Origin of the sequence: Parablautia muri (assembly GCF_009917485.1) — a bacterium.
Classification (GTDB): domain Bacteria; phylum Bacillota; class Clostridia; order Lachnospirales; family Lachnospiraceae; genus Suilimivivens; species Suilimivivens muri.
Genome location: NZ_QZDT01000007.1, coordinates 43,899 through 60,337, shown reverse-complemented (window position 1 = coordinate 60,337; position 16,439 = coordinate 43,899). Strand labels below are relative to the sequence as shown.

General features: G+C 43.9%; 11 protein-coding genes. All 11 read right to left on the bottom strand.

From position 1 onward, the window contains the following. Positions 1 to 58: 58 nt before the first annotated feature. Complete coding sequence (locus tag D5281_RS06640; protein WP_160559385.1) at positions 59 to 1,678, bottom strand: response regulator transcription factor; 1,620 nt, start codon at positions 1,676 to 1,678, stop codon at positions 59 to 61. Between the two features lie 75 nt (positions 1,679 to 1,753). Then, entirely contained in the window at positions 1,754 to 2,905 is a 1,152-nt protein-coding gene (locus tag D5281_RS06635) for a lysozyme inhibitor LprI family protein (RefSeq protein WP_160559384.1), read from the bottom strand. A gap of 128 nt (positions 2,906 to 3,033) precedes the next feature. Beyond that, positions 3,034 to 5,190 carry an alpha-L-rhamnosidase gene (locus D5281_RS06630; RefSeq protein WP_160559383.1) on the bottom strand — a complete coding sequence of 719 codons (2,157 nt, stop codon included), beginning with the start codon at positions 5,188 to 5,190 and terminating at the stop codon, positions 3,034 to 3,036. Between the two features lie 101 nt (positions 5,191 to 5,291). Further along, positions 5,292 to 5,918 (bottom strand): DUF4317 family protein, encoded by a 627-nt coding sequence (locus D5281_RS06625; protein WP_160559382.1) that lies wholly within the window; start codon positions 5,916 to 5,918, stop codon positions 5,292 to 5,294. 555 nt (positions 5,919 to 6,473) lie between these two features. Beyond that, positions 6,474 to 7,934, bottom strand: coding sequence for a S1C family serine protease (locus D5281_RS06620; RefSeq protein ID WP_160559381.1), 1,461 nt, complete (start codon positions 7,932 to 7,934; stop codon positions 6,474 to 6,476). Between the two features lie 159 nt (positions 7,935 to 8,093). Then, a complete protein-coding gene (locus D5281_RS06615; RefSeq protein ID WP_277935213.1) occupies positions 8,094 to 9,113 on the bottom strand; it encodes a glycosyltransferase family 2 protein in 1,020 nt (339 codons plus the stop codon). Between the two features lie 67 nt (positions 9,114 to 9,180). Then, a complete protein-coding gene (locus D5281_RS06610) occupies positions 9,181 to 10,440 on the bottom strand; it encodes an LCP family protein (RefSeq protein ID WP_160559380.1) in 1,260 nt (419 codons plus the stop codon). Positions 10,441 to 10,661: 221 nt separating this feature from the next. Then, positions 10,662 to 12,071, bottom strand: coding sequence for an undecaprenyl-phosphate glucose phosphotransferase (locus tag D5281_RS06605; protein ID WP_160559379.1), 1,410 nt, complete (start codon positions 12,069 to 12,071; stop codon positions 10,662 to 10,664). Between the two features lie 52 nt (positions 12,072 to 12,123). After that, on the bottom strand, positions 12,124 to 13,137 hold the full coding sequence (locus D5281_RS06600) for a glycosyltransferase family 2 protein (protein ID WP_330584869.1): 1,014 nt from the start codon (positions 13,135 to 13,137) through the stop codon (positions 12,124 to 12,126). Then, positions 13,107 to 14,486 (bottom strand): glycosyltransferase, encoded by a 1,380-nt coding sequence (locus tag D5281_RS06595; protein WP_160559378.1) that lies wholly within the window; start codon positions 14,484 to 14,486, stop codon positions 13,107 to 13,109. The genes D5281_RS06600 and D5281_RS06595 overlap by 31 nt, the downstream gene beginning before the upstream one ends. Positions 14,487 to 14,610: 124 nt before the next feature. Next, positions 14,611 to 16,332: a phospho-sugar mutase gene (locus D5281_RS06590; RefSeq protein WP_160559377.1), complete on the bottom strand. Its 1,722-nt coding sequence runs from the start codon at positions 16,330 to 16,332 to the stop codon at positions 14,611 to 14,613. Between the last annotated feature and the right edge of the window lie 107 nt (positions 16,333 to 16,439).

Genomic DNA, 16,439 nt, shown 5'->3' with positions numbered 1-16,439 from the left:
ACAAATTTGTGATTGATAAAATCAGCTGTCAAGCTGATTTTTCAATCTAGCCCCCAATCTAGCCGTAAATTTTCCTGTATTCCGAAGGCTTAATCCCCTTTATCTTCTTATACAGCCTGGAATAATATTTTTCATCCGGATATCCCACCGCAGCCGCGATTTCTTTAATAGACAGCGCAGTCTCCGACAACAGCTTTTCCGATTCCTCCAGCCGCACTTGCGTAAGGTACTCATTAAAGCCGACTCCAAGCTCCTCTTTAAACAGCCTGCTTAAGTACGTCACCGACACATTTCCGGCCTTCGCCACATCCGACTGTGAAATCGGCTGCGCATAATTTTTCCTGATATAATAAACTGCCTCCTTAATAGGCTTTCCAAGCTTTTCTTTTGATTTTTTCTGCTCCCCCTCCACATATTCGTCCAGCGCACCATAAATCTTTTTGACCAGCTGTGGAAAAGTTCTTGCTTCCAGATAACAGTAATTTACCTTCTCAAGCAGCTGCTCATTTTCATCCGCAATATATTCCCGTACGGCATCTGTTATTCTGAAATAAACATCCGCCATAATACCAGGGTAACAATTCCCATAGAGCCCGCTGCGCTCAGAAAATTTCCGGAATACATATCCCAGTTCCTCTCTTCTTAAATATTTCATACAGTTGATTATTTCATCAAGCTCAGAGGAAGATAAAATTTCCGTGTCACTGACCTTTCTTAAGCCTGCGATCTGAGAATAATCTAAAACCCCGTTCTGCATTGTGATGAGTCTGCCCCACTCGGCGGACTGCGCCTCATAATAAGCTTCCTTCAAATCCCGGATATGCTCCTTTATACTGCTGACTCCAAGATTCAGGTACATCTCCCCATATACCTCGCTTAAATCGCGAACGCTATAGTACAGGGCAGACACACCTTCCCTGACTTCCTTTTTATGCTCCGGCGCAAAATTAAGCGCCACAATACAGCCAAGATAGCTGACATGATAATAATACAGCGCATACGCTCCAAAATACCGGTCAATCCGGCGCTCCATCTCGTCCTCCAAAAAGGAATAATGGCGCGTAAGCAGACTGGCGATATTACTGCACATAAAGACCATCATAAAACAGCCCTCGGAAAATTCCGTATGGTACGCTCCATTGCACAGCTCTACGGAGCGGAGTTTTTCCTGCATTCGTTCCCTCCGCTCCGGATAATTCCAGAAAATGAAATCTTCCCAGAAATGGGCCGTTTTTTCCCGATTCTGCTTTGCCCGTATGATTTCAAGCTGCTCCCGGTTTTCCTTATTTTCCCGGCTTTGGTCAATCTCAACACATGCCTTTTCTAACGTCTTATTCAGCACTTCTTCATCAATCGGCTTTAGCAGATAATCCACTACGTTCAGCGCTACGGCACTTCTGGCATATTCAAAATGACGGTAGCCGCTGATTAAAATAAAGCGGCTTTCAATCTGCTCCTCCCTGGTAATGCGAATCAGCTCAAGCCCGTCTAAATCAGGCATTTTAATATCAGAAAGTACCAAATCGGGCCTGTGCTTTCTGATACTTTCAAGAGCGGAAATCCCATCATGACATTCATCCACAATCTCAATACCAAATTTTTCCCAATTTCCTAAAAGACGTATCAACTGGATAATCTTAGGTTCGTCATCTGCAATAATCGCCTTTTTTACAAACATATTTACCATCCTTTTTGCAGGCTTTACCAAAGCCTGTTGCATCCACCATAAGGCTTTGGCTATTACCATCCGGTCTTATTTCGCATATTTTGCCAGCTCATATACCCGCTCCCTAGTCAGCTCCGCCGCCATTGAGGCTTCTATTAAGGGTTGTATACTTCCGCCCTCACATTCCTTACCGGCTTCTGCTACCTCAGCGTCCTTAGCGGCAATCCAGGCCAGTTCCTCTTTCTTTAGATCTTCTGCCGTTTTCGCATCCAGTTCCGACATCAGCATTCCCCAAACCGTATTTAAGGTATCGTCCCAGTTTTTGAGTATCTCTGCCTCTGCCAGATTCATATCTGTCTGTGTCGCCGCCTCCCTAGCCTTTGCCTCCAGCTCCTCGTCCCGTTCCTCCGCATCATGAATTTCAGCTGCAATTCTTTCGGAAAGGCTTCCGGAAAGACTATCTTCCTCGTATAAATTACTGGAAAAACCATTTTGTTCTTTTATATTATAAAGTCCATAAAAAGACAGCTCTGTTTCTGTAACAGCTTCCAGATTATAATAACCTACCCACTGCCGATATTCTTCCGGAAGGTCAGCCACTTTTGCTCCCGGCAGATACAGATAAAATTCATCCCCGCCATCTACCCCATAAGCGGTAGAATACACATAAAGTATCTCGTCTATGATTTCCTCCTGTTCCGGCTGCCTGTCAAAGTCAAGGTCTGCTAACTGCATTTTGTACGTAAACTCATCTATCTTTTCTAGCTGCTCAAACCTTCCGGTAAAATCACTGTAATACAAAGTACCACCAGGATAACCCTCCCCAGTGTCTCCCATATCTGCATCCTGATAATGTCCTTTAAAGGTACCATCGCCACTTATAGAGAGCTCCGTATACCAGGCTCCCGCACCACTGCTAAAATAAAAAACCCAGCCGGACAACTTTTCAAAGCCAAATTCTGATCCCACACCATCTGCCTTCCCCTGCGTTTCTCCGCCTTCGGCCTGTTGTGCACCGGTATTTTCCGTTTCCTTCTGCTGGCTTTGTCCTTCTCCTTCTGCTGCTTCCTCCCCGGAATTATCTTCCCCAGCTTCCGCCGGCGCACCTTCTTCTGAAGAAAGTTCTTCTGTAAGCGGTTCGCTTATGGATGCTCCTTCCTGTCCTTCTTCTCCTTTTCCACAAGCTGACACACATGTCATTACTAAAATTACTGCTGCCAAAAAAATTCTTTTTTTCATAATGAAATCCCCTCATTCTTTTTTATTCCAAAATTATAACGTAACAGTCCGCCCTAACCGGACTGTTACGCTTTTTTATAAAACAATTTTGTTCCAATAAGCTGGCTTGCGAAGCGTAAGAGCATTTGTCAGCCCCAGAATGTATAAGTCCCCGGAGCGACCTCCATTTTCATATCTCCAATTTCGACCTCTGCCGGCACCGCCGTTTCAATTTCATAGCGTATTCCATCCGGCGTGCAAATCCACTTAGAAGCGATCTTCCCATTTCTTGTATCAATAGAAGCCTCCAGCCAATTTAACCTCTTATCGGCCATAGGCTTAATCAACACCCTTTCAAACCCCGGATATTCTTCCAAAGGACGGATGCCTGCTGCCTTTTCATATACCCAATCCGCCACCGAACCGTAAGCATAGTGATTAAAGGAATTCATATCCGCGCTCCAAAAATCACCATTTTCCATAATACCGTCCCAGTGCTCCCAAATGGTAGTGGCCCCCTGCTTTACAGAAAACAGCCAGGATGGATATTCCTTTCGAAGAAATAGGGTATAAGCAAGGTCCGAATGGCCATATTCACTTAATACATGCAGGATATAAGGTGTCCCCACAAACCCGGTTTTAATCTGACTGCCGTCTCTTTTAATCATTTCCGCAAGATCATCCGCTGTCTTTTGCAAATCCTTTGCCAGCCTGAAATGAACTGCAAGAATATGCTCTGTCTGCGTCAGATATTCCGGATAGGTCTTTCTAAACGTTTCCACAATATTTTGATAAAGCTGCTCATATTCTCCGGCATCCTTCCCCAAAACCTTTGCCGCCTTCACAAGCAGCTGTGTAGAATAGGCATAAAAGGCTGTTGCAATGAATTCCTCACGGCTTGAACCCTTATAGCTTCCGGAAGGAGCATCTAACCCCAGCCAGTCTCCAAAATGTTCCCCTCCGGCCCATAGGTAAGGAACCGTTGTGGCGCCTGTGATATAGTCCACCCATTTTTTCATACAGTCAAACTGGTCTTCCAAAATTTGCTTCTTTCCATAGGTTTGGTAAATCTGCCAGGGACAGATGACAGCCGCGTCTCCCCAGGCGGCGCTGGGATTTCCCGCATCCAGCAAATCCGGAATTACCTGCCCGATTCCGCCATCTTTACGCTGATGAGCCGCCATATCGTGAAGCCATTTGGTGAAAAATTTTTCCACATCATAATTATAGGTGGCTGTCTTTACAAATACCTGGGCGTCCCCTGTCCACCCTAACCGTTCATCACGCTGAGGGCAGTCAGTGGGAATATCCAAAAAGTTCCCTTTTTGCCCCCAGAAAATATTAGAAAACAACTGATTTACATCCGGGTCAGAACAGCTAAGATGCCCTGTCTTTTTGATATTAGAGCAGACTACAACTGCTTTAAACTGCTCCGGCCGCGCCTTTTTGGGAAACTCCTCCAATTTCAAATACCGAAAGCCAAAAAAGGTCAGCTTCGGATGATAGGTCTGCCCGCCCTCCTTACAAATATATTGGATTTCCGCCTTGGCGTCTCTATAATTATCCCGGTAAAAATTACCATTCTTATCCAGCACCTCTCCATGCAGAATCCGAATGCGCTCCCCAGCCTTTGCATCCACGCAAAATTCTACATATCCGGTGATTTCCTGTCCAAAGTCAACTATCCTTTCCCCAGCAGGCGTTTCAAAAACTGACTTCGCTCCTATCCGCTCTATCTCCCGGATTTCTTCCCCTTCCTGCATCATCAAAATATCCGTCTGCCAGTCCAGCCTAAGCGCATGGCTCCACAAGGTGGTATCAAACGTTGCATCATAATGCTCTCCGTCATATATCTCTGAAAACCTGACGGCACTTTCACCATATTCCCATGTTTCATCTGAAGCCAATACTTCTTTGCTGCCATCTGCATAGGTCAGATGAAGCTCTCCCCACAAACCACAGGGCTGTTCCATTCTCTTTTTCTTGTATTCTGCTTCCACAAAGCCCGGCATAGGCGAGCGCATCCAGCCCCTGCCCACGATTACGGTCAGAATATTTTCCTCCCGCACCAGTTCCGTAACGTCATACCGCTGCACCTGAAGCCGCATCTCGTAAGCTGTCCACCCAGGTGCTAACACATAACCGCTGACACGCTTCCCATTCACCTCTGCCTCGTACACCCCAAGAGCAGTTAAATAAAGCTCCACTTTCTTCAAAGGCTTTTTTATCTTCCATTCCTTTTTAAATACCGGGCAAACATCCCCCAGATCCTTTGCCGGCCGTATCCAGTTTGCTTTAAATTCCATCTTTAAATCCTCCATTCTGCTAACCCGCCACCCCTGGCATCTTTTGGGATAATCATAACATATTTCCATTATTAAGAAAATGAGGAAAAAATAATAGGTGTTTACTCAATGCTTAAAATTCTCCGAATCATTTCGCCATAGGATTTACGGGTATCTGCCTGATACACTGCCACATGTTCCAAATCTCCACTCCGTTCTGTAAAGGCCGGAAACAAAAAGCCACACGCCGGCTTCCCAGGCTCATATTCTCCCTCCAGGGGACAAATCGCACAAATCAAATATGAAAAAACTTCCTCAGATTCCCCTAATCTTTCCTTATCCAACGCTTTCGATGGCACATCATAACTGTCATGAAAAACAAGAACTGCATAGGCCGAATCCCCCTTATAATGTTCCATCACAATATCATAAAAGGTATCCATCAGCGCATCATTTTTCAGTCCACACTCCCGCATGGCCATCAAGAGCTGCCATATACCGCCCGGTTTCTTGGCCTGCTGGCCAAACCTGTACTTTTTCAGGTTCACATTTGTATTAGAAAAAGGAACCGCCTTTGCCAGCTCCAGATTCTTTTTCTTCTCTGACGATGACAGCTTAAGAAAATTTGTGTTAAAGCTCCCGTCAAACTCACCCTCCTCATCCACATAGCACCCTGCAATCCGCGTAAAGGATGTCCGAGACAAGGTCATTCTCCTTGTCAACTCCAGCATATCTTCCCTGTTAATCATTGTACATCTCCCTATTCTTTCTATCATCTCAGCATCTGTTAGATTGGATACTCCGAAAACTTTTATAAACTGTCTTTTATGTTGATAAATATAATCATAATATCACTTTTCATCTTTAAGATAAATCCTGAAATGAAATTATCAGGCGATATAAACGAAAATAGTGAAGCAGTGGCTTGAGCTTTCGGGTGACAATTAGTGTTTTGGCTTGATGTAGGAATGGAATGATATAAGCTTTTCTTTTATTAAATCATTTTTATTTAAGGATACTTTGTGAATTATGATAGTCCATCTACTATCTTTACGTTGGTAGATAGTTTTCCCCTGTCTTGCCCCCAATTGTTATCTGAATAACTGCTATGAAATCAGTTCTTTTTCCCATGCAGTTACTAATGGCAGACTGCGATATATAGCATTCTTCTTCATATTACACAAATGCAAATTTTTAAAGGAGATTTAACCGAAATTATTTTTATCGTTTATTGGAACTTTGTATGTATCGTCAGCATAAAAATAAGGCAGCATAACGCTGCCCTACTTTCATTCTTTCTTTATTTATTCCACACTGTTTTGTAAACCAAGTGTTACCTCTACCGTCTTTGACTGATACCCCATAGGACTTCCCTGCATAATCGTAAGCGTTACGGTGCTGCCAGCCTCACAATAATCAAGATAATCCCTGAGCGCCGTCATAGAAGTTATCTCCTCGTCATCAATTGCCGTAATAATATCGCCTCTCACTAAACCAGCCTCGTCTGCTCCGGAACCTTCCGTAACAGATGAAACGTATACTCCTCTGGGCGCATCATAAAGCTGTGAATATTCAGACGCCACATCAAGACCTGTGATTCCAAGATATCCCTTATTTTCCTCGTCTACCTTTCGTTTTGTTTCCCTGGTCATCAAACGTTCTATGATAGGCTCCGCATCAGAAATTGGAATAGCATATCCCATACCTTCTACTGCTTCTCCACCAATCTTATTGGAGGTAATGCCAATCACCTCGCCCTTCATATTAAGAAGCGCACCGCCTGAATTACCGGGATTAATTGCCGCATTTGTCTGAATAAAGGTATTAATCTCCGTATCTTCCTGCACATTTGTCTGAACCGTGGAAGCTGCAATAGGCCGGTCAAGCGCACTGACCACACCCGTTGTAACCGACTGCCCATATCCCAATGCATTTCCTATGGCAATCACCGGCTCTCCCAAATTAAGCGCATCCGAATTTCCCATCCTCGCAATGGAAATCTGTTCCATGGTATCACTGCTTATATCGCTGAGCAGTACTGCAATCACTGCCAAATCCTTATCTTCATCCATTCCCTTAATCTGGGCCTGTGCCTGACTGCCGTCCACGAACTGTACCGTCAGCTCCTCCGGAGATTCCACTACATGGTAATTGCTGACTAAAAGCAATTCCGTTTCATTTTGCCCTACAATAATGCCTGAACCTGATCCACTTCCTTCCTGACGGTATTCCTGTCCCCAGAAACTCATTCTTTCAATGTATCGCTTGTTTACGGAAACTACCGAAGGCATTACCTCCTGCACTACCTGGGTCACATCAGTCACTGTACTCTGCACCATCTGTGTCTCGTTTATCTCATAGGAGCCTTCCCCTTTCGCCGTATTATCTTCCTGGGACTGGGTTTCTGTCTTTTTTTCTTCCAAGGCCGCATCTGCCTCTTTACTCTGCTCAATCCCTGCCTTATCCTTCAGGAAATCTGTTGCCGTATCCACTGCCTGGAATCCAACACCTGCAAAAATACCAAAGGACAGGCCGCATAAAATCCCTACTGCTACCTTTTTTCCCACACCAAAGCTGCCTTTTTTCTCCCTCCGCGGCCTGTTATCGCCGCCTGGTCTGTATTCCTCACGATGAAACCCATCTGCAGAACTAAAGCTTCCACCCGAAGAATAATGATAAGTATTATTGCTCTGCTGTCTGTAATTTCCATCATTTTCATTTTGATTTCCATCATTGTAGCTGTTTGGATAATTGTTCTCGTACATAACACTTTACTCCTTTCCCCATAACAGTCGCTGTCTATCTGAATTTGCTATCATGGCTCTGATTTGCTGTACTGTTATCATTTATGCACTTAAGTATATATAGTAATTGTGTTCAAATTGTGACAAAAATTTGATAAAAATGTTATAATTAAAATTTCTCTATTTCCAATATTCCTTATGCATCGAAAAAGCTTTCACCAGGTTTATGGGAAGGCGCTTATATCTTTTTCCCATAAAATATCCTATATATTTGCAGCCGCTTTGCCAAAACAATTTTATGATAAGCCATGGTTTCCCCGTCCTTAACAGATACGGACAGGCTGTTTTCACCATCCGGGCCCCCTCCGACTCTGTTGCAACTCCTGAAAAGATTTGCGGGTACTGTGCATGGGATACGCCAAGGTCAAAGTACCTATGGAACTGCTCTAAACCGCTGTAATTATGGGAATGCTCCACCCTGGCATTCGCCTCATAAGCAATCAGATAGCCTGCATCAATCAGCCCCCTTGCATAAATCATATCTTCATTAAATATGGTATGGTCGGTAAATCCCCCAAGCTCCTCAAAAATATCCCTTCTATAGGCCGCACAGACATTGGAAGCAAAAAAAGCTTTGATTCCCATGTCCTTTAAATTCTCCGCGGACTTTATACGGGAGGTCTGGGGATAATTAAAGGAACGGGCATAACGCTCTAACACACTGCAGGCGCTGTCAGGAAGCTGCCTTGCATATGCCATCCCCAGTCTGGGATTTTCAAAGTGGGACATAAGATGCTCTACCATCTGCGCATCCTTCGGCACAGCATCGTCTGTCATCATGACAAAATAAGGCGCCTTCGATAGCGATGCCCCATAATTCCTCGTGCCTCCATGATCAAATTCTTCTTTCTTTATATGATATACCGAAACCTTTTTATACCTGTTCTGAAAGTCTCTCCCCTGTATAAACTTGTCAAAGTATTGTTTTTCCGTGTTAATTAAAATTATCCTCTGAACTGTCAGCGTCTGCTGCATAAGACCGTCTAAAAGCGCCAACAGCTTTTCTGTCGGTTTATAAACCGGAACAATCACATCCACTTCAAACATCTCAACCCTCCATGCCTCTCCCATCCCGCAAATTAGGGCGCAAGCAAAGGCGCCTACCGGTACTCCTTGTCCCATCTGCCTATCAAACGCCATAGGCTCTGCAAGATATCTTATTCATTATGAAAAGGGCCAGCTTTACGTTGGCCCTTTTTGCAATATCCTATTTTATATATTGGTTGGTATCAGCGGCAATCTTCTCGCTGTAAGATAATACTTCTTCCGAAGGTGAGTAATCTTCATCCTCAAACAGGAAATCATGAAGCCACTGTACATTATCTGAAAGAGAAACCGGCACAACGCAGCTGCCTTTAGAGCCAACTGTTCCTGTAGCGCGCATGCTCTCCTCAGGGAAACCGCCCTGAGCCACTACCTGATACTTGCTGGCCTCGCTTAACATATCCAAAATTTCATCCAAATCCAGGGAAGTATAAACTTCACTGAAGACATCATTGGCAATCTGGTTGATCGTTGCAGGTGAAGCGGTTTTTACCTTTTCTGCAATGGCTAAAAGTACTGTTCTCTGTCTCTGGGTACGCTGGAAATCATCACCCACATACCGGATTCTGCAATAAGCCGTTGCCTGAAGTCCGTTTAAGGTCTGCCTTCCTGCCGTAGTGACCGGAATATAATCCGTACCGGCATTCGCCTTATAGGTCTTCCCATCAAGACTGGTACCCACCATACTAATCTGATAGTTATTCAAATGGCTGATTTCCGACTCCAGCACATCGATTTCTACACCGCCTAAGGCGTCAATGGTATCTGCCAGACCTTCAAAGCCAACCGTTATGAAGTCGGTAATATTCATATCCAGGTTCATGTTCAGCATATTGATTGCCTGCATAGGACCGCCCTTTGCATAGGCACTGTTGCATTTATTATAAGAATCGTTGCTCAGGTTTAAATATGTGTCACGGTAGACACTAACCAGCTTGCAATCCCCTGTATCCAGGTTAATAGACGCGATCATAATGGTGTCGCTTCGCGTATTTTTGGTGAGCGCGCCTTTCGTGGAGTCAACGCCAAACAGCGCAATATTCCGATATCCCTTCATACTGCTCGTTGCCACACTTTCTTCTACCTGAGGATTAATTACAATATCCTCTTTAGGCAGGTCTACCTTTCCCACCTTCTCTATTTTCAGAACACTGTAAAGCACAACCACCATAACAAGCAGGACAAAAATCTCCACAATGAACAAAAGAATTTTGCTCCGTTTGCTCTTACTCTTCTTCTTTTTCTTGGAAGGATGTGGCTTTTTCTTTTTATGCTTTACGGGTGCTGGCTCCTCATATCTTACCTTACGTCTTACAGGTTCATCTTCTTCGTAACTTACCGGTTTTTTGTTAACAGGTTTTTTATTTGTGGGCTTTTTGTTAACAGGCTTTTTGTTAACAGGTCTCCTAGGTTCTGTTGTCATATCATCACTCTCTCCCTTATTTTTGTTTCTTTGGAATCTTTGGGCTTTATCATCCGTGATTCGCTCATAAAATATTATTTTGACACAAAAGCATCAAATTAGCAAGGTCTTAATCCCTTTTTTAATCTATCCTTAAGATTTGTAAATTTTCACTTTTATATACAGAAATTTCGTAAAGAAGAAAATAAACAATACTGCTGTCTTTCGCAGGCCTGGTTATATTAATATGCATTTTTATTGATAAATCCTTTAAAGATCGTAAGAAACATAATCTTAAAGTCTAAAGACATTGTCCAATTCTCAATATAAAACAAATCGTGCTCTATCCGCTTTCTAATAGAGGTATCTCCCCTGTACCCGTTAATCTGCGCCCAGCCTGTCAGCCCCGGCCTCACCTGATGCTTAATCATATAACGGGGAATCTCCTCTTTAAACTTTTCTACAAACTGGGGGCGCTCCGGCCTGGGGCCCACCAGCGACATTTCCCCTGCTAAAATATTAAACAGCTGAGGCAGCTCATCCAAACTGGTATGGCGCAAAAACCGCCCAATTTTTGTAACGCGGGGATCATCCTTCACGGTCCACGCCTTTTGCTCCAACTGGGCTTTTTGTATTTCCATGGTCCTGAATTTATACATTTTAAAGGATTTATTGTGAAGCCCTACTCTCTCCTGCTTAAAAATAATAGGTCCCCTGCTTGTAAGCTTCACTGCAAGAGCCACAAGCAGCATAATTGGTGAAAATAAAATAATTCCCGTCAAGGAACCCGCAATATCCACCGCACGTTTGCACACCCAATTCAAAGTATTGGTAAGGGGCACATAGCGAATGTTGATAACCGGCAGTCCCATCAAATCCTCTGTGTAAGGCTGGCTGGGAACCAGAGAATTGTAATCCGGAATAAATTTGGTATGGACACCTGATTTTTCACACAAATCCACAATATTTTCCAACCGGTCATAATCCTTAAGGGCAAGCGTAATGGCAATCTCATCTAATTTATTTTCCGGGAGAATATACTTAATATTTTCTATTCTGCCTACCACCTTAACGCCCTTATACACCGTACCGCTTGGAACTCTGTCATCCAGTATTCCTCTTACCACATAACCCCACTGGGGGTTTGCGTTGATTCTGGTGATATATTCCTCTGCTGCCCTTGAGTAACCCACCAACAGCATGTATTTTAAATTGTAACCCTTTCTCCTGAAATAAAGGAGCATATTCCGTATAAGAGTCCTGCATACAATGGTAAAGACAACGTTAATCGCAAAAAAGGCTCCCATCATAAACCGTGAGAAATCAGGCTGCTTAATCACGTACAGAACTACGATAAAGAAGACAATACCTACCGTATTGGCTTTTAATATGGCCTCAATCTCGTATTTTCTCCTGGTCGCACGTTTGGGAGCGTACATATTAAAAAAATAATATAAAACAATATATTCAGGCACAACAAAATAGAGGAAACTAAAATAGGTCCTCATATCCAGTGCGCCTGCACCCGGTTCCGTATCGGCAAAAACGGTGCAGAACTTTATATACCATGCAAGTAAGTAGGAAACCGCCACAACAGCAGCATCTACCAACAAGTGCAATCTGTTGAAATACTTTTGATTGTCCTTTATCATATCCTGCTACCTTCTTGCAGATATTCTACAATATTATTACAAAAAGTACAACTTAAAATTGGAACGCTTTCCGCAACATATTAAGCCATAGCTGTCCCTGTATCCAAATATAATTTTTTAGATTTCTCATGCAAAATCTGACCTTCTTTTCCCTGCCTGCCTTTGAAAAGGACAGCCGCACGCCCCTTAACGTGCCTTTCAGATAAATTCCGCCCATACCTTTTAACGAAAAAAAGAGGCATTTTATCAAATATCCAATGATAAGAAACGGCAAATTAAGAAGCAGCTGTAAGAAAGGCATATTTTTATAAATCAGGTAAACACTGTTTCTGGCGGATAGACTGACCTTAAACGGGTTGTGCCGTGAACCGCTGACTGCGCTCCCGGCATGAAACACCTGGGCTGTTGGAACATATATATTATCATAACCATAAATATTCGCCCGATACCCTAAATCTATATCCTCCAAATAGGCAAAATGATTTTCGTCAAAATAACCGATGTTATCAAACAATTTGCGCCTATATAGCGCCGCGCCGCCACAGGCGGAAAAAATACGGCCGGGCTTATGAAAGGCATCCCTGCTCTTATCCTTTCCTCTTGCAAACGCCCACCCCAAAGCACAGTAAAAATCTCCGGTTCCGTCCAGTCTCTCAGGCGCATAAAGGCTAATCATTTTGGCCGCTGCGGAAAAAGCCCTTGCATCTTCCTCCAAAGCCTTCTCCAATTCCACAACCATCCGTTCATCTGCCACAGTATCATTGTTAAGAAGCAATACATACTCTGTATCCGCAGCCTTAATCCCTGCATTAACCGCCGCGCTAAACCCTTTATTCTCCGTAAATATAATGAGCCTGACCTTCGGATATTTTTTCTTCACCAGTGCAAGGCCCCCATCCTCAGAATGGTTATCCACCACGATAATTTCAGGAATCACCACTCCTTTATATAAGGAAGCAAGACAATCATCTATATACTTTATTCCATTATAATTTGGTATAACAACCGTTGTCTTTATCATAACCCTGCCTAACCCTACATACTTTCCGTCATAGCCGGATCCCACACAATCCGATACCCCTGTTCCCTGACCTTTTCACAAAACCGTCTGCTCAAATCTGCAAAGTCAATACTCTCATTCAGACACCCTCTCCAATCAAATCTCCCTGTCCCAGGATGCTGCAAATAAGGCAGTCCCATCATCTCCTCCAAAATAATCTCCGCCTCCCGAGATGCCTTCATGCAGCGGATATCCACCATCTCCGCCTCCTGCTGCAAAACCGCCCTGTGCATGTAACCGCTGAACTCCTTATGGATCCCCTGATACAAAGCCTTCCCATCAGCAGTATAAATCCCGCCAATGATTCTGTTTTTCTTATCTAGCAGTCTGCCTCCTACCACGGCCACATCCGGCCTGTTCGAAATCAAATCAGGCTGGTAATCTACTCGATAAAACCCCAGATGTCTTAAGTGAGATACCACGCCTTTCAGCCCCCTGCTTCTTAAGAAATCCTCCAAAGCCCTTTTACCTGCATCATAGGCATACTGCTTACTGGCCGGATTCTCCGCCGTAGACTGGCTATGGGTCCTCCAATGGTACAATACCTTGGGAATATGGGCTACCGGCAAATCCACCTTTTTCGTAGGCCGCCTGCCTTTCCCAAGCAGCACGGCGATTACCCGAAGCGCCAAGTCATAATCCTGGGCTCCATCGCAGACACTGCGGAATCCAAGCTCCTGCAGCAACTGGCGCTTTATCACCATAAAATGACAAATATAATTATTTGTCAAAAGTAAATCCAGGTTCAAATCCGGCTTTTTATTTACTTCCAAGTAGGTTATCTGCTTTTCATCACACTTGTCTTCATCCGAGTATAACATCTGTAATGTAATATCTTTTGCTTCATACGCTACAATACATTTTGCCATTTCATAAAGTGCATCCGGTGTAAGCACATCATCATGGTCTAAAAGTCCGGCATAATCCCCGGTGGCATACATAAGCGCCTGGTTGGTATTGGCTGAAATTCCTGCATTTTGTTTAAGACGTCTGTACAAAATCCTCTTATCCTCATAAGTCTCCACTACCCGTTCCACCTGATTCGATTCACTGGCATCCGCCAAAATCAGCTCAAAGTTTCCATAGGTTTGGGCCAGAACAGAATCCAGCATGGCTCTTAAATGTTCTTCCTTCGTCTCAAAAGCCGGCACCAGGAGGCTGAACTTAATGGAAAATTTCTCTCCCTCCTGTATCTGCCTTTTCAGCGCCAAATCACTTATGGGCTCATAGGTATAATCATCCGCCATTTCCATTTGTAAACGTTCCTTCATGGCATAATAGGTTTGGCGTATTCCATTTTTTTTCACATAATGAATGGCTTTTTTTAAATTACTGCCCTTTATGATTTTACCCATTCCGTACCCCTTTACACTTTTATTTTTTCCCGAAAAATCGCCCTGCAAAAAAACAGGGCGATTCCAACGTCAACATTTATTTCCTTATCTGCTAAAAATCCGGCAATTATTTACAGATGTTCCCTTACAGATAAGATTTAAGTGCCTCTGTCAATTTTTCCACTTTATCCTGAGCATCTGCAAGGCTGGTCCCCTTTACGCCCATGTAGAACTTAATCTTAGGCTCTGTACCGGAAGGACGTGCACAGCACCAGGAATCGTTGGTAAGATCGAAATACAGCACGTTGGACTGAGGCAGTCCGGTAGGTTTTTCTTCCCCTGTTGCCAAATCCTTTGTCACGCCCCTGTCATAATCTCTGAATTCTTTCACCGTAAGCTCGCCAAAATTTTTAGGAGGATCGTTTCTTAATTTATCCATCATCTCCGCAATCTGCTTGGATCCGTCAATTCCCTTTAAGGTAATCGCATACTGGGTCTCCTTAAAGTATCCATATTTTTCATAGAGCTTTAACATCTGATCCCATACGGTGATGCCGTTTTTCTTGCACCATGCAGCCATCTCGCAAAGACACATTACTGCCACCACCGCATCTTTATCTCTTGCATGGGTGCCTGCCAGACAGCCGTAGCTTTCTTCCAGGCCAAATACATAGTTATTTGAGCCGTTTTGCTCAAACAGTTTGATCTGCTCGCCAATATATTTAAAGCCTGTCAATACTTCAATGAATTTAACATCATAGTCCTTTGCAATCGCCGCTGCCATGTTAGTCGTAACGATGGTGGTCACCAGCGCGGGATTTTCAGGCATGGTTCTTGTAGCAGTCCGCTCTCTTAATATGTATTCTGCAATCAGCATACCGGACATATTTCCTGTAAAAGGTACATATTCTCCGGTCTTTGTATCCAATGCATAAATACCGAGTCTGTCCGCATCCGGGTCAGTGGCAAGAACGATATCCGCATTCTTCTCCTTAGCCAGGGCAAGAGCCAGTGTAAATGCCTTGGGATCTTCCGGATTCGGATAATCCAATGTGGTAAAATCCGGGTCCGGCAACTCCTGCTCCGGCACTACATAAACATTCTTAAAGCCAAGCTCGGAAAGGATTCTCCTGACAGGCACATTTCCTGTTCCATGGAAAGGAGAATATACGATCTTTATATCATCCGCCACTTCCTTGATGATTTCAGGGTGGATGATCTGTTTCTTAAGCTCTGCCATGTACGCATCGTCAATTTCTTTTCCGATTACCTGATAAAGACCTGCGGCAATGGCCTCATCCTTGTCCATGGTCTTTACCTCATGGTAATCTGTCACCTTCTTAACTTCTTCGATGATTTCTTTATCCCTTGGGGCCGCAACCTGTGCGCCGTCCTCCCAGTATGCCTTATATCCGTTATACTCCGGCGGATTGTGGCTTGCCGTGATTACAATACCGGAAATGCAGTGAAGTGTGCGCAGTGCAAAAGAAAGCTCCGGTGTGGGGCGAAGGGCATCGAATACATAAGCCTTAATGCCGTTCGCTGCAAGGCAAAGGGCCGCCTCATCTGCGAACTCAGGGGACATTCTCCTGGAATCATAAGCGATCGCAACGCCTTTATCCTTTCCGCCCTGGGCAATAATATAGTTTGCAAGGCCCTGGGTTGCCTTCCTGACAGTATAAATATTCATGCGGTTGGTGCCGGCGCCAATAACACCTCTAAGTCCGCCTGTTCCAAATTCCAGTTCCTTATAGAAACGGTCTTCTATTTCTTTCTCATTTCCTGCAATTTTCTTAAGCTCCTCTTTGGTTTTCTCATCAAAATAATCATCTTTCAACCAAAAGTCATATTGTTCTTTGTAACTCATTTCAAACCCTCCTAATTATTTTTTACGGACGAACCGTTTCATGGGAAAAGCTGCCGGCCACGTGGTCCCCCACAGTCCTTACTTGGCCATAATCATCCCCACTTTTA